28 protein-coding genes are annotated in these 25,384 nt (G+C 28.4%); 3 read left to right on the forward strand and 25 right to left on the reverse strand.

Translation table 11 applies throughout. From position 1 onward, the window contains the following. Positions 1 to 34 precede the first annotated feature (34 nt). From spoIID to AC4FQ1_RS07690, 13 genes are all read right to left on the reverse strand, one after another. The gene (gene spoIID, locus AC4FQ1_RS07630) at positions 35 to 1,060 is read right to left on the reverse strand and encodes a stage II sporulation protein D (RefSeq protein WP_491169387.1); all 1,026 of its coding nucleotides are present in this window, start codon (positions 1,058 to 1,060) and stop codon (positions 35 to 37) included. Between the two features lie 114 nt (positions 1,061 to 1,174). After that, positions 1,175 to 2,434 carry a UDP-N-acetylglucosamine 1-carboxyvinyltransferase gene (gene murA, locus AC4FQ1_RS07635; RefSeq protein WP_491148060.1) on the reverse strand — a complete coding sequence of 420 codons (1,260 nt, stop codon included), beginning with the start codon at positions 2,432 to 2,434 and terminating at the stop codon, positions 1,175 to 1,177. A 21-nt stretch (positions 2,435 to 2,455) separates the two neighbouring features. Continuing rightward, on the reverse strand, positions 2,456 to 3,076 hold the full coding sequence (locus tag AC4FQ1_RS07640) for a hypothetical protein (protein WP_491169388.1): 621 nt from the start codon (positions 3,074 to 3,076) through the stop codon (positions 2,456 to 2,458). A gap of 163 nt (positions 3,077 to 3,239) precedes the next feature. Continuing rightward, on the reverse strand, positions 3,240 to 3,638 hold the full coding sequence (locus AC4FQ1_RS07645; protein ID WP_491169389.1) for an ATP synthase delta/epsilon chain alpha-helix domain-containing protein: 399 nt from the start codon (positions 3,636 to 3,638) through the stop codon (positions 3,240 to 3,242). A gap of 14 nt (positions 3,639 to 3,652) precedes the next feature. Beyond that, on the reverse strand, positions 3,653 to 5,050 hold the full coding sequence (gene atpD / locus AC4FQ1_RS07650) for a F0F1 ATP synthase subunit beta (RefSeq protein ID WP_303129929.1): 1,398 nt from the start codon (positions 5,048 to 5,050) through the stop codon (positions 3,653 to 3,655). Between the two features lie 17 nt (positions 5,051 to 5,067). Continuing rightward, entirely contained in the window at positions 5,068 to 5,922 is an 855-nt protein-coding gene (gene atpG / locus AC4FQ1_RS07655) for an ATP synthase F1 subunit gamma (RefSeq protein ID WP_303129931.1), read from the reverse strand. Positions 5,923 to 5,967: 45 nt separating this feature from the next. Then, positions 5,968 to 7,476 (reverse strand): F0F1 ATP synthase subunit alpha, encoded by a 1,509-nt coding sequence (gene atpA / locus AC4FQ1_RS07660; protein ID WP_303129933.1) that lies wholly within the window; start codon positions 7,474 to 7,476, stop codon positions 5,968 to 5,970. A gap of 10 nt (positions 7,477 to 7,486) precedes the next feature. Continuing rightward, positions 7,487 to 8,026, reverse strand: a complete 540-nt coding sequence (locus AC4FQ1_RS07665) for a F0F1 ATP synthase subunit delta (protein ID WP_303129934.1) — start codon at positions 8,024 to 8,026, stop codon at positions 7,487 to 7,489. A 2-nt stretch (positions 8,027 to 8,028) separates the two neighbouring features. After that, positions 8,029 to 8,520 carry a F0F1 ATP synthase subunit B gene (locus AC4FQ1_RS07670; RefSeq protein ID WP_303129935.1) on the reverse strand — a complete coding sequence of 164 codons (492 nt, stop codon included), beginning with the start codon at positions 8,518 to 8,520 and terminating at the stop codon, positions 8,029 to 8,031. A gap of 55 nt (positions 8,521 to 8,575) precedes the next feature. Beyond that, positions 8,576 to 8,821 (reverse strand): ATP synthase F0 subunit C, encoded by a 246-nt coding sequence (gene atpE / locus AC4FQ1_RS07675; RefSeq protein ID WP_303129937.1) that lies wholly within the window; start codon positions 8,819 to 8,821, stop codon positions 8,576 to 8,578. 63 nt (positions 8,822 to 8,884) lie between these two features. Further along, on the reverse strand, positions 8,885 to 9,535 hold the full coding sequence (locus AC4FQ1_RS07680; RefSeq protein WP_303129939.1) for a F0F1 ATP synthase subunit A: 651 nt from the start codon (positions 9,533 to 9,535) through the stop codon (positions 8,885 to 8,887). 4 nt (positions 9,536 to 9,539) lie between these two features. Further along, entirely contained in the window at positions 9,540 to 9,902 is a 363-nt protein-coding gene (locus AC4FQ1_RS07685) for an ATP synthase subunit I (RefSeq protein WP_303129940.1), read from the reverse strand. Positions 9,903 to 10,471: 569 nt separating this feature from the next. Next, on the reverse strand, positions 10,472 to 11,650 hold the full coding sequence (locus AC4FQ1_RS07690; RefSeq protein ID WP_303129941.1) for an acetyl-CoA C-acetyltransferase: 1,179 nt from the start codon (positions 11,648 to 11,650) through the stop codon (positions 10,472 to 10,474). Between the two features lie 259 nt (positions 11,651 to 11,909). Between AC4FQ1_RS07690 and AC4FQ1_RS07695 the strand changes: the two genes are divergently transcribed. Next, positions 11,910 to 12,404 carry a deoxycytidylate deaminase gene (locus AC4FQ1_RS07695; protein ID WP_303129942.1) on the forward strand — a complete coding sequence of 165 codons (495 nt, stop codon included), beginning with the start codon at positions 11,910 to 11,912 and terminating at the stop codon, positions 12,402 to 12,404. A 56-nt stretch (positions 12,405 to 12,460) separates the two neighbouring features. Here AC4FQ1_RS07695 and upp read toward each other — a convergent pair whose 3' ends face one another. From upp to AC4FQ1_RS07735, 8 genes are all read right to left on the reverse strand, one after another. After that, positions 12,461 to 13,090 carry a uracil phosphoribosyltransferase gene (upp, locus tag AC4FQ1_RS07700; protein WP_303129943.1) on the reverse strand — a complete coding sequence of 210 codons (630 nt, stop codon included), beginning with the start codon at positions 13,088 to 13,090 and terminating at the stop codon, positions 12,461 to 12,463. A 19-nt stretch (positions 13,091 to 13,109) separates the two neighbouring features. Beyond that, positions 13,110 to 13,559 (reverse strand): ribose 5-phosphate isomerase B, encoded by a 450-nt coding sequence (gene rpiB, locus AC4FQ1_RS07705; protein ID WP_303129945.1) that lies wholly within the window; start codon positions 13,557 to 13,559, stop codon positions 13,110 to 13,112. Positions 13,560 to 13,623: 64 nt separating this feature from the next. After that, entirely contained in the window at positions 13,624 to 14,076 is a 453-nt protein-coding gene (locus tag AC4FQ1_RS07710; protein WP_303129947.1) for a low molecular weight protein arginine phosphatase, read from the reverse strand. 18 nt (positions 14,077 to 14,094) lie between these two features. Then, positions 14,095 to 15,141 (reverse strand): L-threonylcarbamoyladenylate synthase, encoded by a 1,047-nt coding sequence (locus AC4FQ1_RS07715; RefSeq protein ID WP_491169390.1) that lies wholly within the window; start codon positions 15,139 to 15,141, stop codon positions 14,095 to 14,097. A gap of 17 nt (positions 15,142 to 15,158) precedes the next feature. Next, positions 15,159 to 15,746, reverse strand: coding sequence for a hypothetical protein (locus AC4FQ1_RS07720; RefSeq protein WP_491169391.1), 588 nt, complete (start codon positions 15,744 to 15,746; stop codon positions 15,159 to 15,161). Positions 15,747 to 15,805: 59 nt separating this feature from the next. Then, on the reverse strand, positions 15,806 to 16,888 hold the full coding sequence (prfA, locus tag AC4FQ1_RS07725; protein WP_491169392.1) for a peptide chain release factor 1: 1,083 nt from the start codon (positions 16,886 to 16,888) through the stop codon (positions 15,806 to 15,808). Between the two features lie 52 nt (positions 16,889 to 16,940). Further along, positions 16,941 to 18,713: a peptide chain release factor N(5)-glutamine methyltransferase gene (gene prmC / locus AC4FQ1_RS07730; RefSeq protein WP_303129955.1), complete on the reverse strand. Its 1,773-nt coding sequence runs from the start codon at positions 18,711 to 18,713 to the stop codon at positions 16,941 to 16,943. A gap of 11 nt (positions 18,714 to 18,724) precedes the next feature. After that, on the reverse strand, positions 18,725 to 19,312 hold the full coding sequence (locus tag AC4FQ1_RS07735; protein WP_303129957.1) for a thymidine kinase: 588 nt from the start codon (positions 19,310 to 19,312) through the stop codon (positions 18,725 to 18,727). A gap of 173 nt (positions 19,313 to 19,485) precedes the next feature. On the opposite strand from AC4FQ1_RS07735, the gene rpmE reads away from it, so the two are divergent. Next, positions 19,486 to 19,689, forward strand: coding sequence for a 50S ribosomal protein L31 (gene rpmE / locus AC4FQ1_RS07740; RefSeq protein WP_303129960.1), 204 nt, complete (start codon positions 19,486 to 19,488; stop codon positions 19,687 to 19,689). Positions 19,690 to 19,818: 129 nt separating this feature from the next. Next, entirely contained in the window at positions 19,819 to 20,934 is a 1,116-nt protein-coding gene (locus AC4FQ1_RS07745; RefSeq protein WP_491169393.1) for an MGDG synthase family glycosyltransferase, read from the forward strand. 20 nt (positions 20,935 to 20,954) lie between these two features. Here AC4FQ1_RS07745 and rho read toward each other — a convergent pair whose 3' ends face one another. The 4 genes from rho to AC4FQ1_RS07765 form a co-directional block, all read right to left on the reverse strand. Then, on the reverse strand, positions 20,955 to 22,355 hold the full coding sequence (gene rho / locus AC4FQ1_RS07750) for a transcription termination factor Rho (protein ID WP_491169394.1): 1,401 nt from the start codon (positions 22,353 to 22,355) through the stop codon (positions 20,955 to 20,957). 422 nt (positions 22,356 to 22,777) lie between these two features. Then, positions 22,778 to 24,388: a CTP synthase gene (pyrG, locus tag AC4FQ1_RS07755; protein ID WP_491169395.1), complete on the reverse strand. Its 1,611-nt coding sequence runs from the start codon at positions 24,386 to 24,388 to the stop codon at positions 22,778 to 22,780. A 187-nt stretch (positions 24,389 to 24,575) separates the two neighbouring features. Beyond that, positions 24,576 to 24,869 carry a hypothetical protein gene (locus AC4FQ1_RS07760; RefSeq protein WP_491148080.1) on the reverse strand — a complete coding sequence of 98 codons (294 nt, stop codon included), beginning with the start codon at positions 24,867 to 24,869 and terminating at the stop codon, positions 24,576 to 24,578. A gap of 101 nt (positions 24,870 to 24,970) precedes the next feature. Next, entirely contained in the window at positions 24,971 to 25,384 is a 414-nt protein-coding gene (locus AC4FQ1_RS07765; protein WP_303130481.1) for a YwiB family protein, read from the reverse strand.

A 25,384-nucleotide genomic window follows, 5' to 3' on the forward strand; every position in this document is an offset into this window, starting at 1 on the left:
TTAATCAAATATCACTCTTTAAATATCTATAAATTTATTTGAATTTTACCTTACCAATTTCAATATCAGTATAATAATGCTTTAATATATCATCATATTTTTTATTATTTTTGGCCATTATATTCGCTCCCCATTGACTCATTCCAACTCCATGCCCGCTACCTTTACAAGATATATTAACATTATCTTTTGAAAACTCCAAAGTAAAGTTTGCAGATTTTAAATCAAACATCTTTCTAAAATCTGTTCCTTTAATAGTTATATTTCCTATCTTAATTTCTTTTACAGATCCCCCCTCAGTTCTTGATTTTATTTTTACTTTACTTCTTATATTTTTTTCTGTAAGACCGGCTTTAGCATAACTTGTATTTATTATATTTATAAAATCATTGTTATTTATTATTTTTTCTGATTCATAAGAATTAGAAACTTCTTCCCCCTTACTAAAAACAGATTTCAAATAAGGTACCTCAGATGAAAATACATCTTCAGCATTTTCTGTTTTTCCAGAACTTGTTGAAAAAAATTGTGGATATAAAACAAGTTTTCCTTTATATATTAATACCATATCCTTTGTTTCATTTATTGCTTTTTTTATTTTTTCATAATTATTCTTACGTTCCTTATCACTCCACTTTTCTAACCTTTCTTCTTTACTCATATATGCCTGACAATGGACAGCATCACATATTTCCCCACCTTTTGCTTCCTTACAATTATTAAGCCTTTTACTATAATAAAATGTCCTAGCAGCTATAGCCTGAGCCTTTAATGCTTCCAACTCAAAACTCGCTGGCATCTCGCTTGAAACAACACCTAACAAATATTCTTCTACAGGAATAGTTTCAATTTTATTAGTACTATGCCTAAATACTTTAACATTCTCCTCACCCTTTATATTTATATTAATAATAGAACTATTATTTAAATTTTCATTTGAAGTAAAATTTTCTATACCACTTCCCATAAGTATATATGGAATAATAAGAATAAATACCATAATAAATAATGTTGTTATACATATATCTTTAATATTTTCTATTATATCTTTCTCCCTCATTCCCATTCCCTCCTCTTTATGTATACATTTATTTATATGATTTTTAAATAAAAATAGTACATTTAAAGCTATATTTATGTAAAGCACATAAAAAAATAGAAGGTATTATACCTTCTATTTTTTTATTCTATAAACTTCTGCACCAAGATTTCTAAATTTTTCTTCTATATCTAAATACCCTCTATCAATATGATATATATCAGATATTTCTGTTACTCCATCAGCAACTAAACCTGCTAATATCATAGCAGCACCAGCTCTTAAATCTGTGGCTTTAACTTCACATCCAGTTAATCCTCTTACACCTTCAACAACTGCAACTCTACCATCAATTTTGATATTAGCTCCCATTCTTACTAATTCAGGAACATGCATAAATCTATTTTCAAATACTGTTTCTGTAACTAAACTAGACCCATTTAAAATTGATAATAAAGCCATCATCTGAGGTTGCATATCTGTTGGAAATCCTGGATATGGTAACGTCTTTATATCAACAGGCTTTTTATCAAACCTACCATCTACTATTATTCCATCCTCTTCTTCATTAAATATAATTCCACATTCTTTTAACTTTTCTATTAAAGGTCTTAAATGTTCTTCATTTATATCATTTATTTTTATAACGCTATTAGTCATTGCTGCTGCAACCATAAATGTTCCAGCCTCTATCCTATCATAAATAGGTTTATATTCTAATCCTTTTAGTGAATCTACACCTTCTATTGTAATCTTTCCAAGTCCAGCACCTTTTATTTTGGCTCCCATTGAGTTTAAAAAGTTAGCTAAATCCCATATTTCTGGTTCTTCAGCAGCATTTTCTATAATTGTAGTTCCACTTGCTAAAACAGCAGCCATTATTATATTTTCTGTAGCTCCAACTGATGGAAAGTCTAAATATATTCTATTTCCTATTAATCTCTTTGCTTTTGCTTCTATATAACCATGTCCTTTTATTATTTCTGCACCTAAAGCAGCGAATCCCTTTAAATGCAAATCTATAGGTCTACTTCCTATATTACATCCTCCAGGCATGGCAATCTTACAATATCCAAACCTTGAAAGCATAGGTCCCATTATCAAAAACGATGCTCTCATTTTTCTTACTAATTCATTTGTTGAATCAAAAACCTTTATACTGCTTGTATTTATTTTTAAAGAATTATCTATTTTTGAATAACTAATGCATGCACCTAACTCTTTAAGTAAATTTAATATAACTTGAACATCTTCTAACATTGGCGTCTTTTTTATTATTATATTGTTTGGAGATAATATTGTTGAAACTATTATTGGTAGTACTGAATTTTTAGCTGAATTTATATTAACTTCCCCTGATAGTTCTTTTACACCTCTCACTATAATCTTTTCCATATTTTCCTCCATAATAAATTTCTAGTATGTTGTAAATATAACTGGTGTACCTATAACAAGATATACTCCTGTGTTATATTTCATAATTCCATAACTTAGCTTTTCTCCATTCTTTAATGTTTCTTTTCCTACATATCCATTTTCAATTTTTAATAATTCTTTTTTTAATTCTATATTATCTATATCAAAATTATCTGTATTGGATATTTCTCCCTTATAATATTTAAAGTATCTTTTATTTCTAACTTTACTTGATAAAATATTATCTAATTCTCTTTTTAAATCTTCAGTTGACATACATTTATTTTTATTTATTATGAAGCTTTCAACAAATGTAATATTATCTTCTTCCCAAATTTTTATTTCAATAATATTATTACTTTTTAAATAAAAATGATATTTATTATTTATATTTTCAATTTTATATTTATCACTCATCAATCCTAATATTCTATTTAATTCATAAGCTTTATTTGATTCAATATTATATTGTAACTTAACTCCATTTTCATTAAATTCAGTTTTATTAATCAAAAAATTTTCTAATTGATAAAAAGATATATTTTCTAAATTATTAATTGAAACTCCTGATAAATTAATAGAAAAAATAATAATATAGATGAAAAAGTTTTTTATCCCCATTATCTCCAACTCCTTACATCATAATTATTATCATTTTTATATTTTATTATTCATATAATTTATCTTATACTATAATATATAATTTTTATTATTTTTTGTGATACATTGTCATAAAATAGCTATAAATGAAAAAAGACTTAGGTAATATTACCTAAGTCTTTTTTTATCTTTTCTTTAACTCTAATCTTGTTAAAGCTCTAGCTAATGCTAATTCAGCTCTTTCTTTATCAAAGTTTTCTTCTTTCATATGCTTTTCAGCTCTTTGTTTTGCCTCTTGTGCTCTTCCTGAATCTATTTCTTCTCTAGTTTCAGAAGCTTCGCAACAAAAATCTAAAACATTCTTTTTAAATCCAATTACACCAGTTGAAGTAAATAGTTCTATTTTTTCACCATTAGATCTAGTTATCTCTGTAATACATGGTATTGTATTGATTACTATAGCTGCATGGTTTGCAAGTATTTCAACTTTGCCATTTTCAGTCTTTGTTAAAACACTTATAACATCTTCTTCAAACTTAATTTTGTCTGGTGTCATTATCTTCAGTTTAAAGGTATTTGCCATATCGCATCATCCCCTTACGCTAAAGTTTTTGCTTTTTCTATAGCTTCTTCTATAGTTCCAACAAATAGGAACGCTGATTCTGGTAATTCATCATGCTTACCTTCAATAATTTCTTTGAAACCTTTTATTGTATCTTGAATTGTAACATATCTACCTTGCATTCCAGTAAATTGTTCTGCAACTGTAAATGGTTGAGATAAGAAGTTTTGAACTTTTCTTGCTCTACTTACAGTAACTTTATCTTCATCTGATAACTCGTCAACACCTAGTATAGCTATAATATCTTGAAGTTCTTTATATCTTTCTAATATATGCTTAACTTTTGATGCAACTTCATAATGTTCTTCTCCAACTACTCTTGGATCTAATATTCTTGAAGTTGAATCTAGTGGGTCAACTGCTGGATATATTCCACGTTCAGCTACACTTCTTGATAAAACTGTTGTTGCATCTAAGTGTGTAAATGTTGTTGCTGGTGCTGGGTCTGTTAAGTCATCAGCAGGAACATATACTGCTTGAACTGATGTGATTGATCCATGAGTTGTTGATGTGATTCTTTCTTGAAGAGAACCCATTTCAGTAGCTAGTGTTGGTTGGTAACCAACTGCTGAAGGTATTCTACCTAATAAAGCTGAAACTTCTGAACCAGCTTGTGAGAATCTAAATATATTATCTATGAATAATAACACATCTTGACCTTGATCTCTAAAATATTCTGCCATTGTAAGTCCTGTAAGAGCAACTCTCATTCTAGCTCCAGGTGGCTCATTCATTTGTCCAAATACTAATGCTGTATTTGCTAAAACTCCTGAATCTTTCATTTCATAGTAAAGGTCATTACCTTCTCTTGATCTTTCTCCAACACCTGTAAATACTGATAATCCACCGTGTTCTTTAGCTATATTATTTATAAGTTCTTGGATAAGTACTGTTTTACCAACTCCAGCACCTCCGAATAGACCTATTTTACCACCCTTTTGATAAGGAGCTATAAGGTCAACAACCTTAATACCTGTTTCAAACATTTCTGGTTTAACTGATTGCTCTGCAAATGATGGTGCTGGTCTATGTATTGGATAGAACTCTTTTGCTTCAATTTTTCCAGCTAAGTCTAAATCAACTGGATTTCCTAAAACATTAAATATTCTACCTAAAACAACTTCACCTACTGGAACAGAAATTGGCTTTCCTGTATCTACAGCCTTCATTCCTCTTCTTAATCCTTCTGTCGCTTCCATAGCTATTGTTCTTACTATATCATCACCAACGTGTTGCTCAACTTCTGTTACTAATATGTTTCCATCCATTTCTATTTCAATAGCATTATATATGTTTGGAAGTGACTCAGTATTAAATTTTATATCAACTACTGGTCCAATAACTTGAACTACTTCTCCTATATTATTAGGCATATGATTATACCTCCTCACTATTTTTGTGCTTCTGCCCCACCTACTATTTCTGCTATTTCTTGGGTTATAGCACTTTGTCTTATTCTATTGTATTTTGTATGTAATGAATCTAATAAGTCATCTGCATTCTTTGTAGCGCCATCCATAGCTGTCATTCTTGCAGATTGTTCACTAGTTTTTGCATTTAAAATACAATTAACTAATTTAGATTTTAAATAAAAATCAAAAGTTGCCTCTATTGAAGATTCACTATGAGGCTCTACCATGAAACCTCTATCTTCTTCAATTTCATCAAATTCTATAGGTAATAATTTTTCTACCTTTACAACTTGAGAAACTGGAGATGTAAATTCTGTATATACAACATTAATTTCTCCAACTTCATTTGAATTATATAATCTTAATGCATGTTTATAAATCATTGAAACTTCTTTCATATCACTTGTTTCTTTTATATCAACATATTCTGCTACAGTTTGGAAACCATATCTCTTCATATAAGATACACCTTTTTTTCCTAAACACATAACTAAGCTATCTGATTTTTCATCTCCAACGTGATTCTTAAGTCCTAATGCAACACTAACATTATATCCTCCACATAATCCTGAATCTGATGTTACAACAATATATAACTTTCTTTTTGACTGTCCACCTTTAAAATATATACCTTCTTTTTCAATATCAACTGATGAAAAAGCTTCTTGTGCTATATTTTTAGTAGCTTCAAAATATTTGTTATTTTTGTTTAATTCCATTCTGACTCTTCTTAACTTAGAAGTGGCAACAAGTCCCATGGCTTTTGTTATCTTTTTTGTATTTTCTACTGACTTAATTCTACGCTTTATTTCAATAAGTCCAGCTCCTGCCATACCTCCACCTCCTAAAAGATGGCATAGCTTATAATAAGCTATGCTTTATTTTAAGAATATTTTCTTGAATTCAGTAATTGCTTCTTCTAGCTCTTTCTTAATTTCATCATTTAAGACTTTCTTAGCTAAAATTTCTTTTCCTAATTCTCTATGTTGAGTATCCATATATTCTAAGAAATCTTCTTCAAATTTTCTTACATCTTCAACTTTTATATCTGATAAATAATCATTTACTGCAGCGTAAAGAATCATTATTTGTTTTTCAACTGCCATAGGAGAATATTGTTTTTGTTTTAAAACTTCAACCATTCTCTTACCTTTTTCAAGTCTTCTTGCAGTATCTGGGTCTAAATCTGATCCAAATTGAGCAAATGATGCTAATTCTCTATATTGTGCAAGTTCTAGTCTTAATGTACCTGAAACTTGTTTCATAGCTTTAATTTGTGCATTACCACCAACTCTAGATACAGATATACCTGCATTAACAGCTGGTCTTTGTCCTGAATAGAAAAGATCTGATTCTAAGAATATTTGACCATCTGTTATTGATATAACATTTGTTGGGATATAAGCTGTTACGTCTCCTGCTAATGTTTCTATAATTGGAAGTGCAGTTAATGAACCTCCACCATTCTTCTCTGAAAGTTTAGCTGCTCTTTCAAGTAATCTTGAGTGAATATAGAAAACATCTCCAGGATAAGCTTCTCTTCCTGGTGGTCTCTTAAGTAATAATGACATTGTTCTATAAGCAACAGCGTGCTTTGATAAGTCATCATATACAACTAATACATCTTTTCCTTGATGCATGAAATGTTCACCAATTGAACATCCAACATAAGGTGCTAAGTATTGAAGTGGTGCTGATTCTGAAGCTGTAGCTGCTACAACTATTGTGTAATCCATAGCACCAAACTCTGTTAATGTATTAACTATATTTGCTACTGTTGATTGTTTTTGACCTATTGCAACATAAATACAAATAACATCTTTATCTTTTTGATTTATAATTGTATCTATTGTAATTGCAGTTTTACCAATTTGTCTATCTCCAATTATAAGTTCTCTTTGTCCCTTACCTATTGGAATCATTGAGTCAATTGCTTTTATTCCTGTTTGTAATGGCTCGTTAACTGAGCTTCTATCTAAGATACTAGGAGCATGTATTTCAATTGGTCTATATGCTTCTGGTTTAACTGGACCTTTAGCATCAATAGGATTTCCAAGTCCATTTAAAACTCTTCCTATTAAGTCTGATCCAACTCCAACTTCAACAATTTTTCCAGTTCTCTTAACAACGTCTCCTTCCTTGATTCCTTCTTCTGAACCAAGTAAAACGCATCCTACATTATCTTGCTCAAGGTTTAATGCCATACCATAAACATCATTAGGGAATTCTAATAATTCACCTTCCATACAATCATCTAAACCATATACTCTAGCAATTCCATCACCAATTTGAATGATTGTACCTGAATCAACTGTTTTTATTTCTTTATCATATTTTTCGATTTCTCTCTTAATTATAGAAGTAATCTCTTCTGGTTTGATATTCATGGGTTCACCTCTATTCCATCTTAAGCATTAGGGCTCTCATATCTTCAAGTTTTGCCTTTATTGATCCATCAATAACGTCATTTCCAACTCTTACATATAATCCACCTATTATGCTTTTATCAATTTCATGTTCTATAATTACTTTTTTATTATATTTATTTTCTAGCTTTTCTTTTAGTCTTTTTTCTTGATCTTCTGTAAGATCAATAACACTCTTGACTTTAGCTATTACTGTATTTCTTTTTTCCAAATAGATTTGTTCCATTTGGTTAAGTTTTTCTCTTAAATAAAGAATTCTTCCTTTTTCAACTAATATTAGTAAAAAAGATAATAGCTCCTCATCAACTTTTCCCTTAAATACGTCTATAAATATTTTTTTCTTCTTTTTAGTACTTATTTGAGGGTATTTAATAATTTCGTAAAACTCTTGATTGTTATCAATAATATCGCAGATTTCTCTTAAATCTTTTAGATATTCTTCAACTTTTCCCTTTTCTTCTGCTACTTTATATAATGCTAAAGCATATCTACGATCTAAATATTCGTACATAATTAAATACCTACCTTATTTATATAGTCATCGATAAGTTCTCTATGTTTTTTCTCGTCTATAGCTTCACCAAGGGCCTTCTCAGAAAGAAATACAGCTAATTCAACTGCTTGAGTTTTAATTTCTGATTGAGCTTTTGTACGCTCTCTGTTAATTTCTACTTTAGATTTTTCTACAATAGAGCTAGCTTCCCTTTTTGCATCATCTATTATTTCTTTATAGATGTTATCTGCTTTAGCCTTATATTGACTAACAATCTCTTTTCCTTCTTTTCTAGCTGTTCCGATTTCTTTTTCATTTTGAAGTTTTATAACTCTAGCTTTTTCTAAATCCTCATCAGCTTTATTTATTGTATCTTCTATACGACTTTTTCTTTCTTTTAAAATCTTGTTTACTTTATCAAAAGCGAAATGTTTAACAACCCAAAATAATATTAGTAGGTTAACTACAGTTACTATCATTTCTGGTATGTTAATATTCATATTAATTTCCAAATCTAAAGCCTCCCTTCCAGGCTTATTAAAACCCTATTCTGTATTATATTATTAATTAGTGAATACCAACGAATAATAAAATTAATGAAACTAGTAATCCGTATATTGCAGTTGTTTCTGCTAATGCACAACCGATGAAATATGTAGACATAAGTTTACCGCTTGCTTCAGGTTGTCTTGCTATGCTCTTTAGAAGACTAGCTGTTGCGTTACCAATACCAACTCCTGCACCTATTGCTGCAATAACTGCAAGTCCTGCACCAATTGCACGCATTCCTATTATAAATTCTGCTCCAGTCATAAATGATTCCTCCTTAAAATTGACAAATAGATTTCATTTTAATATTAGTTTTTATTGCTTGAATTATTCTTCTGCTGTCATCTTTATATAAATCATTGTTAATATTGTAAAGATAAATGTTTGTAAGAAACCATCAAACAAATCGAAGTATGCCATAAATGGCACTGGGATAGCTAATTGAGCAAACCAAGTCACTTTACTTAGTGCTTGTAATAACAATTCAATAATTACTGTAGCAACTGTAATATTACCAAAAAGTCTGAAACTTAATGTTATAGGTAACATTATTCTTTCTAGTATATTGATTGGTATTAAAGCTGGACTTGGATGGGCATATCCTTTTAAGTATCCTATTCCACCATTCTTTATAATTGAATTTATATGAATAATTAAGAATGTTGTAAGTGATAACACTAAAGCAACACTATAGTCTGCTGTTGGTGGATGTAATCCTATAAGATCTGTAACATTCATAAAGAATAAAAATAATACTAATGCACCAATATAAGCTGCAAATCCTGCATATTTATCGCCCATTGTGTTCTTAACCCAATTGCTAATTCCTTCAACGAAAATTTCAATTATTGTTTGACTTTTTCCTTTTGGAATAACTGAAAGATTTCTTGTCATTAATATAAGTACAATAGCTATTATTATTATTATTCCCCATTGTTGTAATACTGTAGACCCAATCTCTTTAAACAATGTTTCCACTCAATCACTTCCTTTCTTCATATTTAATTGCCATAAACAAAGAAATAAAGTTGGACATATAACCTATTACATAAGCTATAACATTATATTGGTTTTGCAATAATAACAACCCAACTATTGCAATAATAATTATTCTTATTACAAAACTAACCATTAACATTAAGCCCTTAAAGCCTATATCACTTTCTACAGTCTTTGTCATAACTGCACCACTTATTAAAAAATTAAAAATACTAACTATAGATCCAATGACAAAGGGAATCTGGTAATTAATATTTATGAAATATAAAATTATTAGCCCTGCAGTCAAGATAACTAAACTACTCTTAAAAGTTTGTTTTAGTATCCCACTTAAATCTCCAACCATAACTTCCCTCCTCGGCAATCATACTAACTATTATAGTTTATATGTTTTTTTCTCTAAAACTTAATTTTAAAGCAAATACCTGTATTTTCTTAATTTATTTCAGTTTATTATATTTTATTTACTGATTACTGTTATTTCCTTTGATTTAGTATATTTTTCAGTTATGGAGAAAGAAATAGGTTGTTTAATTTCTTTTTTCTGAATATTCAGATTTCTAATGCATTCCTCATTTTAACTTTTACTATATTTTTCATAAGTTTTATAATATTTTTTAAATTTTGCTACTATGTATACATTTTCTTAAAAGCTTATAATGTTTAACTTCATATGTAGTTTGAATAAACCTTTTATTTTTTATTCATTGTGTTCTTTAATTATTAATATTTTTATTAATTTATTCATGTTTATGCATATATTAATTTATATTTCTACATATTTTTATTTATAATAATCATTTATTCTTTATATTTTTATTATAAACATTATTATCTTATAAATCATTAAAAATATTCAAAAAAAATATACCTTAAGAAAATTTCTTAAGGTATACTTTTAATTATATATTATAATTATCTTTCAACAATTATAGCAGTTCCCATTCCGCCACCTATGCAAAGTGTAGCTAAACCTTTTTTAGAATCTCTTTTTTCCATTTCATGAAGTAATGTAACTAATATTCTAGCTCCTGAAGCTCCAACTGGATGTCCTAAAGCTATAGCTCCACCATTTACATTAACTTTACTCATATCGAATCCTAAATCTTTAGCTACTGCTAAACTTTGAGCTGCGAAGGCTTCATTTGCTTCTATAAGATCTAAGTCTTTAACTTCTAAGCCAGTTCCTTCTAATGCTTTCTTTGTTGCACCAAATGGTCCATATCCCATAATTGCTGGATCTACTCCTCTTGATCCATATGAAAGAATTTTAGCCATTGGCTTAATTCCTAAACTTTCAGCTTTTTCAGCGCTCATTACAACTAATGCAGCAGCTCCATCATTTATTCCTGATGCATTACCAGCTGTAACTGTTCCTTCTTTAATAAATGCTGGTCTTAATTTTGCTAAAGTTTCTTCAGTTGTTCCAAATCTTGGGAATTCATCAGTATCAAATATTTTTGGTTCTCCTTTTCTTTGAGGAATTACAACTGGAACTATTTCATCTTTGAATCTTCCTTCTTTTATAGCTTTTTCCGCTTTTTGTTGTGAAGCTGCAGCAAAAGCATCTTGTTCTTCTCTAGTTAAGTTCCATTGTTTAGCTATATTTTCAGCTGTTACTCCCATATGATAATTGTTGAATGCATCCCATAATCCATCAGTTATCATTGTATCTATCATTTTTCCATTACCCATTCTTTGTCCCCATCTTGCTGTATCTAAAGCAAATGGAGCTCTTGACATACTTTCCATACCACCAGCTACTACTATATCAGCATCTCCAGCTTTTATCATTTGAGCTGCTAAGCTAACTGCTCTTAATCCTGATCCACAAACTTTATTTAAAGTCATTGCTGGTACTTCATTTGGAAGTCCTGCCTTTATAGCTGCTTGTCTAGCTGTATTTTGACCAAGACCTGCTTGAATAACATTTCCCATTAATACTTCTTCTACCATTTCTGGTTTAATTCCTGCTCTTTTTATTGCATCTTGAATTACTGTTGCTCCTAAATCTACTGCTGGAACATCTTTTAAAGATCCTCCAAATGATCCTAACGCTGTTCTAACAGCACTTACTATTACTACTTCTCTCATTAACAAAACCTCCTAATATATGATTACTTTAAACCATAATCTTTGTTAAACTCTTAACATACTTTTATTATAACCATTTCATTCCTAATAATCAATAGTTTTTGTTAAATTTTAAACAAATACTTTTTATAATATTTTTACTTTTTTTGTGATTGTATTATAATATTAATTAAATTAATATTAGTTTATTAATTTAATAATGTTATTAATATATATAAATAGTAAAATTACATAATTTTTATAAAAGGAGCTTTTATTTATGAAAAGAACAGATTACATATCTTGGGATGAATATTTTATGGGACTTGCTCTTTTATCAGCAAAAAGAAGTAAAGATCCAAGTACACAAGTTGGAGCATGTATAGTTAGTCCTACCAATAGAGTATTATCTGTTGGTTATAATGGATTTGCCTTTGGTTGTTCTGATGATGATTTTTCTTGGAATAGAGAAGGAGAATTTCTTGAAACAAAATATCCTTATGTTGTTCATGCAGAACTTAATGCCATATTAAATAATAGAGGTGTATCTTTTGAAAATGCAAAATTATATGTAGCTCTATTCCCTTGTAATGAATGTGCAAAGGCTATAATACAAAGTGGAATAAAAGAAGTGATTTTTTTAAGCGATAAATATTCTAATACAGATGTTGTTAAAGCTTCTAAAAAAATGTTTAATGCAGCTGGAGTTAAATTAACTCAATTGAAACCTTCAGTAGAAAAAATAGAACTTTCATTTAATGTAGATGATATTTAAAAAAATAAATCCTTCTATTTATAAATAGAAGGATTTATTTTTAAACCTTATAATAATTATTTAGTACCAAATAATCTATCCCCTGCATCTCCAAGACCAGGTACTATATATCCTTGCTCATTTAACTTTTCATCTATTTCAGCTACGAATATATCAACATCTGGATGAGCTTCCTTTATAGCCTTTATTCCTTCTGGTGATGAAATTAAACACATAAGCTTTAAGAATTTAGCTCCTTTATTTTTAAGCATTGTTAAAGCATCTATAGCTGATCCACCAGTTGCAAGCATTGGGTCTACAACTATTATTTCTCTTTCAGCTATGTCTTGAGGTAATTTACAGAAATATTCAACTGGTTGTAATGTTTCTTCATCTCTATATAATCCTATATGTCCAACTTTAGCTGCTGGTATAAGCTTTAAAACACCATCTACCATTCCAAGACCGGCTCTTAGTATTGGAACTATTGCTAGTTTCTTACCTGCAAGCATTCTACATTTTGTTTTACATATTGGTGTTTCTATTTCAACATTTTCTGTTGGTAAGTTTCTTGTAACTTCATATGCCATTAACATTGAAACTTCTGATACTAATTCTCTAAAATCTTTTGATCCAGTATCCTTACTTCTTATAAATGCTAACTTATGTAGTATTAATGGGTGATTGATTTCTGTAACTTTACTCATTATTTAACGCCTCCAAATTTTATTTATTATATTTTTCTTCTATTTTAGATATTTTGTCTATTCTTCTTTGATGTCTATCTCCCTCAAATTTTGAATTTAAGAAAGTTTTCACGATATCAATTGCAAGACCTGTTCCTACAACTCTTTCGCCTAATGCTAATATATTAGCATTATTATGTTCTCTTGTTGCATGAGCACTAAATGTATCTGAACATAAAGCTGCTCTTATTCCTGGTACTTTATTAGCTGATATACTAATTCCAATACCTGTTCCACATACTAATATTCCAAACTCAAATTCATTATTAGCTACTGCTTCAGCAACCTTTAATGCATAATCTGGATAATCACATGATTCTGTACTATATGTTCCAAAATCTTTTGTTTCATATCCATTTTCTTTTAAATATGATATTATTTCATTCTTTAAATTATATCCACCATGATCTGATCCTAATGCTATTTTCATGAAAAACACCTCCAAATATTTATTTAAATTTATAAAAAAAGAAAGTAAGGCATGTAATAAAACATTACACACTTCTAACTTTCTTTAATTTATCTATTAATAAAGGCATTACGCCTTCTAACTCTTTATATATTTTTTGATAAACAGAAATGGTGCTACCGTAAGGGTCAGTCACTTCCCCCTTAACGCCAGCATATTCACAAATTGAAAATACTTTATCTTTATAATTTGGATAGTTTTCTTTTATAAAGTCTCTACCATAATTAGTCATAGTTAATATAATATCTGAATTCTTAATCATACTATCATTTAATTGAATAGCTTGCTTATCTTTTACATCAACATTCAACTCTTCTTTTATAAGTTCAGCTGATTTTTCAGTAACAAAACTACCCGGTACAATAGTAATTCCTGCTGATTGAGCTACTATATCAGAACTATTTATTAATTTATTAAATATTTCCTCAGCCATTGGGCTTCTACAAGTGTTTGCTGTACACACGAAGAGTACCTTCATAAAAAAACCTCCAAAATCTTATACGTTTATAACATCATATCCAGCTGCTTTATTTAATCTATTCATAATAGCAACTCCTAATCCTTCTTCATCAAAAGCTTCCGCTAATATTATATCAACATTTAAATCATTGAAAGCCCTTAATGATTCAAAAAGATTTGATGCAATCTCTTCTAGGTTATTTGATTCACCTAAAATTACTTTTTCACCATTTACATAGCTATTACTATTTTCTTTTGTTGTAAGTATTCCAACTCTTTTTCCTGCATCTATATAATTTTGTACCATTTCATTAATTTTTTCAATAGTTTTTTTTCTATTTCCTTTTATAATTTTTAATTTTGCATTTGGAGCGTAATGTCTATACTTCATTCCTGGTGCTTTTGGCTTAAAATCTTTTGAATTACTAAGAAGCCCTTTATCTATTTCTATATTTTTATCAACTTCTTTAAGCATCTCTAAAGTTATTCCACCTGGTCTTAATACAAGTGGAGGATTAACTGTACAATCCACTATTGTTGATTCTACACCTACCTTACTTTTTTCTCCACCTATTATATAGTCTACTCTCCCTGTTAAATCTTCCACGCATCTTTCTAAATCTGTTGGACTTGGTTTCCCACTTATATTAGCTGATGGTGCAGCAATAGGAACTCCTGATTTCTTGATTAACTCTAATGCAATTTCATTAGATGGCATTCTAACACCTATTGTATCTAAATTAGCACTTGTTGTCATAGGTATTATATCCTTTTTTTCTAATATTAATGTCATTGGACCTGGCCAAAATTTTTCCATTAATTTTTTAGCAACCTCTGGTACATTTTTAACATATTCATCTATATTTTTAGATGCAACATGAATTATTAAAGGATTATCTTGCGGTCTTCCTTTTGCAATAAATATTTTCTTAACACTCTCTTCATCTAATGCATTTGCTCCTAACCCATAAACTGTTTCAGTTGGAAATGCAACTGTTCCACCATTTTTTATAACTAATGCGGCGTCTTCTATATATTTCTTATCATCGCTTACTTTTTTTATAGTAGCAATCTTTGTTTCCAAAGTTAATTCCTTCTTTCTTAATCTAAAGTTTGCCCACGAGCAATTTTTACATTTTGAATACAATCTTTTGTGAAATGTGCTTTAGGAGAATATTTAAATATCTCATCTAAAAATGGATACTTTTTAAGCCCTCCTTTTTTTATTATTTGAAAATAATATTTTTTATCTGGATTTATTATTCTTACTTTTTTATATTCATCTGCAACATCTTTATATCTATTTAATAAACCTTCTGTTACAGGCTTCATTCTTCTATTTCTTAATTTAGTATCCGTAATAATTATAATTTTCATGTAATCTTCAATTCCATCTGTATGAACTACTGCTATTTTATCACATAATATAGTATTACTTTGATTAAATAATCCTACTTTAAATCTAAGTTTATTATTTTTATAAGAAAACTCTAATTTATTATTATCAATTTTCTTTAAAATAGCTAATAATATAAGTAACTCTAAAATTATTACATAAATTATATAAAATTTAGTTATTATTCCAGTTAACCATAAGGTCATAGGCAAAAATATAGCTAATACAGACATGCATATATAAAAATTTCTTGAAGATTTTTTTTCCTTTTTCAATGCTAAATATATATCCATCGCCATACTCCTTCTATATTCTAAAAGCCTCACATATTAATGTAAGGCTTTTAGGAAAATTACATTTCTGTATTTCCCATTTGTTTCATTTTTTCAGCTTGATCTGCAGTTATAAGTGCATTTATAACTTCATCAATATCACCATTTAGGAATGTTTCTAACTTGTATAAAGTTAATCCTATTCTATGATCTGTTATTCTTCCTTGTGGATAGTTATAAGTTCTTATTCTTTCACTTCTATCTCCAGTACCAACTTGTGACTTTCTATCTTCAGCGATTCCAGCTGCTCTTTCAGCTTCTGCCATTTCATATAATCTAGCTCTTAATACTTTCATAGCCTTTTCTTTGTTTTTAAGCTGTGATTTTTCATCTTGACATGAAATTACTATTCCTGTTGGTAAGTGAGTAAGTCTTACCGCTGAATCTGTTGTATTAACGCACTGACCACCATTACCTGATGCTCTAAATACATCAAATTTTATATCTTTTTCGTTTATTTCAACTTCTACATCATCAACTTCTGGAAGTACTGCAACAGTAGCTGTTGATGTATGAATCCTACCGCTTGATTCTGTATCTGGAACTCTTTGTACTCTATGAACTCCACTTTCGTATTTAAGCTTTGAATAAGCACCATTACCTTTAATCATAAATACTACTTCTTTCATTCCGCCTATTCCTGTTTCATTTACACTCATAAGTTCAACAGTCCATCTGTTATTTTCAGCATATCTTGTATACATTCTAAAAAGATTTGCTGCAAATAGCGCGGCCTCATCACCACCAGCACCAGCTCTAATTTCAACAAATACGTTTTTATCATCATTAGGATCTTTTGGTAATAAAAGAATTTGAATTCTATTTTCTAATTCTTCTTCTCTTGATTTAAGCTCATTTATTTCTTCATTAAGCATTTCTTTCATTTCTTTATCAGATTCCATTTCAAGCATATCCTTGCTATCTTGTAAATCTTCGATTACTTGTTTATATTCTTTATATGCTCCAACTATGATTTCTAATTCAGCATGTTCTTTGCATAGTTTTCTCCATTCATTTTGGTTTGCCATTATTGATGGATCACTAATTTTTACTGATAATTCATCATACTTGTTCTCTATAAATGCTAATTTATCTAATAACATTCTTATCACTCCGTAATATCTATTTTCATATTTAACTATTATAGCATATATACTAATCTTTTTTCAATATAGGTAAATAGCCAATTACTACCCTATCAAGTCCTGCTAAGTCTTTTAAAACATTAACATTTTTAAATCCTTTTTCAATCATAAGTTTTTTTACATCTTCTCCTTGATCATAGCCAATTTCAAAAGCTAATATACCTTTTCCCTTTAAAACCAAAACACTATCATCAATTATTTTTCTATAAAAAACTAATCCATCTAATCCTCCACTTAAAGCAGTATGAGGCTCATATCCTTTTACATCTTCCATTAAATTACTAATTTCTTCTTCCTTAATATATGGAGGATTTGAAACTATAATATCATATTTTTTTCCTTGATTTATCACTTCAGTTAATAAATCACTCTTTATAAAGGTCATTCTATCTTTTAATTTAAGTTTTTCTATATTTTTTTTGGTTACTTTCTCAGGTTTTTCAAAATAATCTATTGAATCTACTTTTACATTATTTCTATAATTTGCAATTGCTATTCCAATTGCTCCACTCCCTGAACATAAATCACATATTTCTAAACTTTCATTATCATCTATATTCTTAAGTACTTCTTCTACTAGTATTTCTGTATCACCTCTAGGAATTAATACGCCTTCCTCAACAAAAAGCTCTAATCCCATAAACTCACAAGTACCTAAAATATATTTTATAGGCATTTTTTCTTTTCTTTTTTCTATTAATTCAAAGTAATTTTTCTTGTTATCATTAGTTATCTTTTCATCACTATGAGTTAATAAATATAATCTATCTCTACCTATTATATGTCCTAGTAAAAGAGTAGCATCTAATCTTGCAGTATCTATATCCACACTTGATAAAGTTTTTGTTCCTTCATCTAAAAGTTCTAATATTGTCATTTTTTCCTCCGGTAATCCTTCCGCCACTTGAAGTGATTTTATTGCAACTTCTATTTGATCATCATCTGGCTCTTTTGTAGTTATTTTTTGAAGCTTTAAGCCTGGTGCTGCAATAATTTTTGCAAATTTATTATTTGATTTTCCAAGCCATTTTATTAATTCATAAGTTACTCCTGAAACAACTGGAATTAATATTATTCTAAGCACTAATCTTTCTAAAAAAGTTCCCCAACCAGTAAATGCAAATATTATTATACTTACAAACATTATTAAAAATAAAAAATTGGTTCCACATCTTGGATGAAACCTTGAATATTTCCTTACATTTTCAACCTTTAAAGGTTCTCCTGCTTCATAACAAAAAATAGTTTTATGTTCTGCTCCATGATATTGAAATAATCTATACATATCTTCCATCTTGCTTACTAAAGTCATATATCCTAAAAGAATTATTATTCTTATTGTTGCTTCAATTATATTAAGACCTATACTTGGAACATTAAACCATTTAAATATTGATGCTATCCCAGTTGGTAATGCCACAAATAACAATATTGACATTATTATTGCAAATATCATTACTCCAGCCATTATTATATCATCAAATCTCTCTCCAAATTTGCTTTTAAGCCATTTTTCAAATTTAGATGGTTCACTATCTTCTTCAAAAAATGATGCTGAATAATTTATTAGTTTTATTCCCTGAACCATTGAATCAATAAGAACAAATGCACCTCTTATAATCGGTATATTCAATATTTTATATTTCTTAGTTATAGGAACTACTTTTTCAAACTTTACATCTATTTCTCCGTTATCTTTTCTAATTGCGGTAGCCATTCCTTTGCTACCTCTCATCATAACCCCTTCAATAACGGCTTGACCACCAACATCACATTTTTTCAATATATCCCCTCCTATTGCTTGTTTTTATATTTAAAATAACATTCCCCACATAAAGATTCATAAGTTACATTATCCATGTTATCTATTGCAACTTGTTCTCCTTCAAATACAAATCTATCATTTATTTTTCTAGCATTTAAAAGTGCCTTGTTACCACATTTACAAATAGTCTTCATTTCTTCAATACTATGTGCTAAAAGTAATAATCTTTCACTGCCTTCAAAGCCTTCCATTTTAAAATCTGTTCTTAATCCATAACATATTATTGGTATATTTAAAGTTACAGCAATTTCAAATAATTGATCTATCTGTTCCTTCTTTAAAAATTGAACTTCATCTACTAATATACAATCTAATTTCCCATATTCTTTTACATTATTTTTTACTAAATTTAAAATATTTTCCTCTTTTTTAACTAATATATCAACTTCTCTAACTACTCCCAATCTTGAAACAAGTTTATTTCCACCCTTCTTATCAGTTGAAGGTTTCATTAATATAACTCTCATTCCTCTTTCTTCGTAATTATATGCAACTTGCATTAAATGCGTTGATTTTCCTGAGTTCATAGCACCATACCTAAAATATAATTTACTCAAATTTTTTCCTCTCCTTTTACATAACAGTTATTACGATTATAGCATTTCTATCTATTTATAAAAAGTTTTTTTTAATTTTGTCTTTTATTGACTGCTATACACCAATATGATATACTTTAGTGGTTATTTGTTGTGTTAATCACAATGAAATTTTCTCAAAAGAGGTGAAAAATATGAAAAAAGGCATACATCCAGAATACCATCACGACGCAGTGGTTAAGTGTGCATGTGGAAATACTTTTACAACTGGTTCAGTTAAAGAAGAACTTAAAGTAGAAATATGCTCAGAGTGCCATCCATTCTACACTGGTAAACAAAAAATTGTTGACGTTGGTGGAAGAGTTGATAAGTTCAAGAAGAAATTCAACATTAAATAAGAAATTTAGGGAAAGACTTTTTGTCTTTCCCATTTTCTTTTTATAAATTTTATTTTAATTAATCAAAAATAATGATAGACTATATATGATTGAAATTATAATAAATTTTAGATGAAGCGAGTGAAGTACATGAAAAAGGTTCTTATATTAACCACTTCAACTGGACAGGGTCATAATCAAGCTGCAAAATCACTTAGCGAATTATTTAAAAAAAATGATTTTAAATGCGTAAGTTATGACTTTTTAAGTAATAGCAGTAGATTTTTAATAGAAGCTATTGTTGGTGGGTATGAAATTTCTGCCATGAATTTTCCAAACATTTATGGATTTGTCTACAAACTAACTAATAACAAATATATAAATGCATTAACACGTATACCATTCTTTTTAGTAAAAAAAAGACTTTTAAGCTTAATAAATATAGAAAAACCAGATATTATAATATCGACGCATCCTTTAAGTATATGTATAATGGATAAATTAAAGGAAGACGGATTAAATATTCCATTTATATCAGTAGTTACAGATTTTAAAGCTCATTATAGTTACATAGGAAAAAATGTGGACGCCTACATTACTGGAAGCGAATTCACCAAAAATTCTTTAATAGATAAAAAAATTGAAAAAGAAAAAATTTATCCTTTAGGAATACCAATTAGGGAATCATTTTTTGAAAATGACGAAAACATACCAAATATAAAAAGTAACGATTTTTTCAATATTTTATTAATGAGTGGAAGTATGGGACTAAAAAATATTTCTTATGTCCTAACCGAACTTCTTAAGAATAAACATAAACTTAGAATAACCGTTGTTTGTGGTAATAATAAAAAATTAAAAGAAGACTTAATAAAAAACTGCTCTAAAGCATATCCTGATAAAAAATTACACATTCTTGGATTTTCAAATGATATAGCATCTTTTATGGAATATTCAGATGTATTAATTTCAAAGCCAGGCGGACTTACAGTTACCGAATCTATAGTTAAAGATTTACCATTAGTAATTCCTTTCGCAATACCTGGTCAAGAACAAGAAAATACAGAATTTTTAACTTCTGAAGGTTATGCAATAGAAGTAAAAAAGATAGAAGATATAAATAAAATTATAGATTCTCTTATTGATAATCCTAATAACTTAACTAAAATGAAATCTAAAATTTCGAAATTATCCAATACTTATTCTTTAAATTCAATTGTAAAATTAGCAAATGATTTAATAAAAAGAACTAATATAAAGGAATAGCCTTTATATTAGTTCTTTTTTTAAATATTATTCTTTTCAAAATTCCTTATAAATTCTTCATTATTTTTAGTTTTTGATAATGTCTTTATAAGTTTTTCTGTTACACTATCTATATTTCCTTCATTATACATTACTTTTCTTATTGTATATGCAACATCTTTTTCTTCGCTTGTTAATAATAAATCTTCTTTTCTAGTTCCTGACTTATATATATCTATTGCAGGGAAAATTCTTCTTTCCTGAAGTCTTCTATCTAAATGAACTTCCATATTTCCAGTTCCCTTAAATTCTTCAAATATCATATCATCCATTCTTGATCCTGTATCAACTAATGCAGTAGCTAATATAGTTAAACTTCCACCTTCTTCTATATTTCTAGCAGCACCAAAAAACTTTTTAGGCATAATTAATGCACCAGGATCAAGCCCTCCAGTTAAAGTTCTTCCAGTTGGAGTTATTGTTAAGTTATAAGCTCTTGAAAGCCTTGTTAAACTATCTAAAAGTATAACTACATCTTGACCTTGTTCAACTCTTCTCTTACCATGTTCTAAAACCATTTGAGATACTTTTTCATGATTTTGTGGTTCTTCATCAAATGTTGAATAGACAACTTCTCCATTAATTGATCTTTGCATATCTGTAACTTCTTCTGGTCTTTCATCTATAAGAAGTACTATAAGCTTAACTTCTGGACAATTCTTTGAAATATTTTGAGCTAATTTCTTTAAAAGAGTTGTTTTACCCGCTTTTGGTGGTGCAACAATCATCCCCCTTTGACCTTTTCCTAATGGACATATTATATCCATAAGTCTTGTTGAAAGATCATTTTCCTCCGGTCTTTCAAGTCTAATTCTTTCTTTCGGATATATAGGTGTTAATTTTTCAAAAGGTGTTCTTCCTATAGCTTTTTCAGGACTTTCATCATTAACCTTGTCTAAATATATTAAAGCTTTAAATTTTTCTCCTTCTTTTGGCTCTCTAACTTTTCCTTCAAGCTTATCACCAGTAGATAAGTTAAATCTTCTTATTTGAGCTGGAGATACATAAACATCTTCACTGCTACTTAAACAATTTTTTCCTCTTAAAAATCCAAAGCTATTATTTTCTTGTATTTCTAATATTCCTGAAACTACTCGTGCTTGATTAAAGCTTCTATCTCCATTTAAGTTATTATTACTATTATTATTGTTGTTATTATTATAATAATTTCTATTGTTATTATTACTATAATTCTCTTTAACCTTTGGAGCTATTTTTTCCTTTAATATAACACCGTCTTTTTCTATTGAATTTACACTGTGTTTTAATATTTCCTCTATCAATTCGCCTTTTTTATATTTTGATATATTTTTTATTCCTAATTCTTTAGCAACTTCTTTAAGTTTTGCTAAAGTCATGCCTTCATAAACTTCTTTTGTCAAAATGGCACCTCCATATTTTTAATTTATCCTAAGCCCAAATTAATATATATTTTATTTTAAAACATCGCTATTTAAATAATTTAGCAAAAGTTTGTATAGACTAATAAATATTATCTACACAATAAATTAACTTTATATAAACTAATTTTAGTGGAATTATTTAGATAAGATTTCTAGATAAGATTTATAACATTAATTATCTTTTAATCCTATAACAATTTCAAGATATATGTAATAATTAAAACTATTAATTATTATGTACAATCATTCATTATTATAGACAAAACTAATATATTTATTTTTTACTTTAATTATATAATACTACTTATAATTTAAATTTACAAAATTTTGTTAAAGAAATTAATATTAATATCACAAAAATAAAAGGATATTCTTTATTAGAATATCCTTTTTATAATATATTATTTTTTATGATTTAATGAAGCTTCTATAAAACCTTCAAATAATGGATGTGGTCTATTTGGTCTTGATTTTAGTTCTGGATGGAATTGAGCTGCTACAAACCATGGATGTTCTTCTATTTCAACTATCTCAACTAATCTTCCATCTGGGCTTGTTCCTGAAATCTTCATTCCCATTTCAGTTATTTGTGATCTATATTCATTGTTAAATTCATATCTATGTCTATGTCTTTCATAAATAACTTCATCTTTATATGAATCATAAGCTTTTGTTTCTTTATCTAACTTACAAGGATATAATCCAAGTCTCATTGTTCCACCTAAGTCTTCAATATCTTTTTGCTCTGGCATTATATCTATAACTGGATATTTTGTATCACTACTTAATTCTGAGCTATGAGCCCCTTCTAATCCTACAACATTTCTCGCAAATTCAATTACAGCACACTGCATTCCAAGACATATTCCAAGGAAAGGTACTTTATTTTCTCTAGCCCATCTTATAGCTTCTATTTTACCTTCTACTCCTCTATCTCCAAAACCACCTGGAACTAATACTCCATCTACTCCTGATAAAACTTCATTTACATCTTGCTTTTCTAATTCTTCAGCATTAATCCATTTTATATTTACATTAGCATTGTTTGTAAGTCCACCATGACTTAATGCTTCTACAACTGATATATACGCATCATGTAATTCAACATATTTACCAACTAAAGCTATTGTAACTTCTTTTTCTAAATTCTTTATTCTATGTACCATATCAATCCACTGTGAATTATCTATGTCTTTACATCCTAAATGTAATTTTTCACATACTAAATTATCTAATCCTTCTGAATGTAACATTAATGGTACTTCATATAAGTGTTCTGCATCTAAGTTTTGAATAACTGATCTTCCATCTACATTACAGAATAATCCTATTTTATTTTTTATGTCATCTGATAATTCTTTTTCTGATCTACAAACTATTATATCTGGTTGAATTCCTATTGTTCTTAACTCTTTAACTGAATGTTGAGTTGGTTTAGTTTTTAACTCTCCAGCTTTTCCAAGGTATGGAACTAAAGTAACGTGTATAAAGCATACATTTTCAGCTCCAACTTCACTTCTTACTTGTCTTATTGCTTCTAAGAAAGGTTGTGATTCTATATCTCCAACTGTTCCACCAATTTCTGTTATTACAACATCTACATCTCTTTCTTTTCCTGCTCTATAAACTTTATCTTTTATTGCATTTGTAATATGAGGTATTACTTGAACTGTTCCTCCTAAGTATTCTCCTCTTCTTTCTTTTGAAATAACTGACCAATATATTCTACCAGTTGTTATATTACTATTTTGAGTTAAATTTTCATCTATAAATCTTTCATAATGTCCTAAATCTAAATCTGTTTCAGCTCCATCATCAGTTACGAAAACTTCTCCGTGTTGATATGGGCTCATTGTTCCTGGATCAACATTTAAATATGGATCAAACTTTTGTATTGATACATTTAAACCTCTGTTTTTTAATAATCTTCCAAGTGATGCAGCTGTTATTCCTTTTCCTAATGCTGATACTACTCCACCTGTTACAAATACATATTTAGTTTGTTTATTCATTTTAATTTCCTCCCTATGAGAAATATTTATTGACATACAGCATTTTTACAATTATAATAGATATTACCCCATAAATTTTATTTATGGGGTATGTGTGCTGTATTAATTTCTTTTAATAACATAGATAATATACTACCATAATTAATTATTAATATCTAGTCATTTTTTATTTAAATTTTATTTACATTTATATTCTTGCTTCAAGTTTTCTTTCTAATTCAAAATATTTATCCCTAAACCTCTTATTTATAAGCAATTTTTCTTCTGCTTTTTGGTAATTATAATTTATACCTTTCTTTGTTTTTACATTTAAAATTTCTTTTATATTCTCTTCATTAAAACAATCATATTTTTTTAAAAATAAAAGTATTAAATATCTCATTTCTTTTTCTTTTAGTATATGAATAAGTTCCTCATTAGATAAATTTTTCATCTGACTTATTTCCTCTATAATTTCAACATATCTTGTTTTCATTATCATATATAATTACCTCCTAATTTAATTATTACCATTTTTTGTATTTTTAATATGTATAATAAAAAAATATATAAAAAGATGGTAGATTCTATCTACCATCTTTTTTATGCATTTATATCTAATTTTAACTTTGTTTTTATAGCAGGTTGTCCTGCAACTTGCATTTCATATTCTATAGTTACTTTACCACCATCTTCTTTAACATCTATTTCTAAATTTTTAGTATCAATAGATAATTCAAGCATCCCATATGGTGTATTATAAAGAGATACGGTAGGTTTATTTTTCTCAAAATGCATTTTAGTGCTTGTACTTCCTTCTCTTTCAAGCACAACATAATTTTCACCTATTCTAAGCTTAGTATCAGTTCCTTGCATTCCTGATATTTCTGTTTCTTTATATGATGCAATAAATTCATTATTTTCTAAACTTAAAATTCCAGGTGTAATAACTTCTATAAGTTCATCATTTTGCATAGTAGCATTACTTACTATTTTTATAACTGCTTTTTTCTCCAA

The sequence above is a fragment of the Clostridium sp. TJA020 genome (assembly GCF_058310295.1).

Excerpts from the sequence above, each read along its gene's own strand:
- AC4FQ1_RS07645 (WP_491169389.1), bottom strand. The coding sequence starts at position 3,638 with ATGGCAAATACCTTTAAACTGAAGATAATGACACCAGACAAAATTAAG.
- AC4FQ1_RS07745 (WP_491169393.1), top strand. The coding sequence starts at position 19,819 with ATGAAAAAGGTTCTTATATTAACCACTTCAACTGGACAGGGTCATAAT.
- pyrG (WP_491169395.1), bottom strand. The coding sequence starts at position 24,388 with ATGAATAAACAAACTAAATATGTATTTGTAACAGGTGGAGTAGTATCA.
- murA (WP_491148060.1), bottom strand. The coding sequence starts at position 2,434 with ATGGAAAAGATTATAGTGAGAGGTGTAAAAGAACTATCAGGGGAAGTT.
- AC4FQ1_RS07695 (WP_303129942.1), top strand. The coding sequence starts at position 11,910 with ATGAAAAGAACAGATTACATATCTTGGGATGAATATTTTATGGGACTT.
- prfA (WP_491169392.1), bottom strand. The coding sequence starts at position 16,888 with ATGTTATTAGATAAATTAGCATTTATAGAGAACAAGTATGATGAATTA.
- AC4FQ1_RS07685 (WP_303129940.1), bottom strand. The coding sequence starts at position 9,902 with ATGGTTGGAGATTTAAGTGGGATACTAAAACAAACTTTTAAGAGTAGT.
- AC4FQ1_RS07720 (WP_491169391.1), bottom strand. The coding sequence starts at position 15,746 with ATGGATATATATTTAGCATTGAAAAAGGAAAAAAAATCTTCAAGAAAT.
- rpiB (WP_303129945.1), bottom strand. The coding sequence starts at position 13,559 with ATGAAAATAGCATTAGGATCAGATCATGGTGGATATAATTTAAAGAAT.
- spoIID (WP_491169387.1), bottom strand. The coding sequence starts at position 1,060 with ATGAGGGAGAAAGATATAATAGAAAATATTAAAGATATATGTATAACA.
- AC4FQ1_RS07665 (WP_303129934.1), bottom strand. The coding sequence starts at position 8,026 with ATGTACGAATATTTAGATCGTAGATATGCTTTAGCATTATATAAAGTA.
- atpA (WP_303129933.1), bottom strand. The coding sequence starts at position 7,476 with ATGAATATCAAACCAGAAGAGATTACTTCTATAATTAAGAGAGAAATC.
- AC4FQ1_RS07710 (WP_303129947.1), bottom strand. The coding sequence starts at position 14,076 with ATGAAGGTACTCTTCGTGTGTACAGCAAACACTTGTAGAAGCCCAATG.
- AC4FQ1_RS07760 (WP_491148080.1), bottom strand. The coding sequence starts at position 24,869 with ATGATAATGAAAACAAGATATGTTGAAATTATAGAGGAAATAAGTCAG.
- atpD (WP_303129929.1), bottom strand. The coding sequence starts at position 5,050 with ATGCCTAATAATATAGGAGAAGTAGTTCAAGTTATTGGACCAGTAGTT.
- AC4FQ1_RS07690 (WP_303129941.1), bottom strand. The coding sequence starts at position 11,650 with ATGAGAGAAGTAGTAATAGTAAGTGCTGTTAGAACAGCGTTAGGATCA.
- atpE (WP_303129937.1), bottom strand. The coding sequence starts at position 8,821 with ATGACTGGAGCAGAATTTATAATAGGAATGCGTGCAATTGGTGCAGGA.
- AC4FQ1_RS07640 (WP_491169388.1), bottom strand. The coding sequence starts at position 3,076 with ATGGGGATAAAAAACTTTTTCATCTATATTATTATTTTTTCTATTAAT.
- upp (WP_303129943.1), bottom strand. The coding sequence starts at position 13,090 with ATGAGTAAAGTTACAGAAATCAATCACCCATTAATACTACATAAGTTA.
- rpmE (WP_303129960.1), top strand. The coding sequence starts at position 19,486 with ATGAAAAAAGGCATACATCCAGAATACCATCACGACGCAGTGGTTAAG.
- atpG (WP_303129931.1), bottom strand. The coding sequence starts at position 5,922 with ATGGCAGGAGCTGGACTTATTGAAATAAAGCGTAGAATTAAGTCAGTA.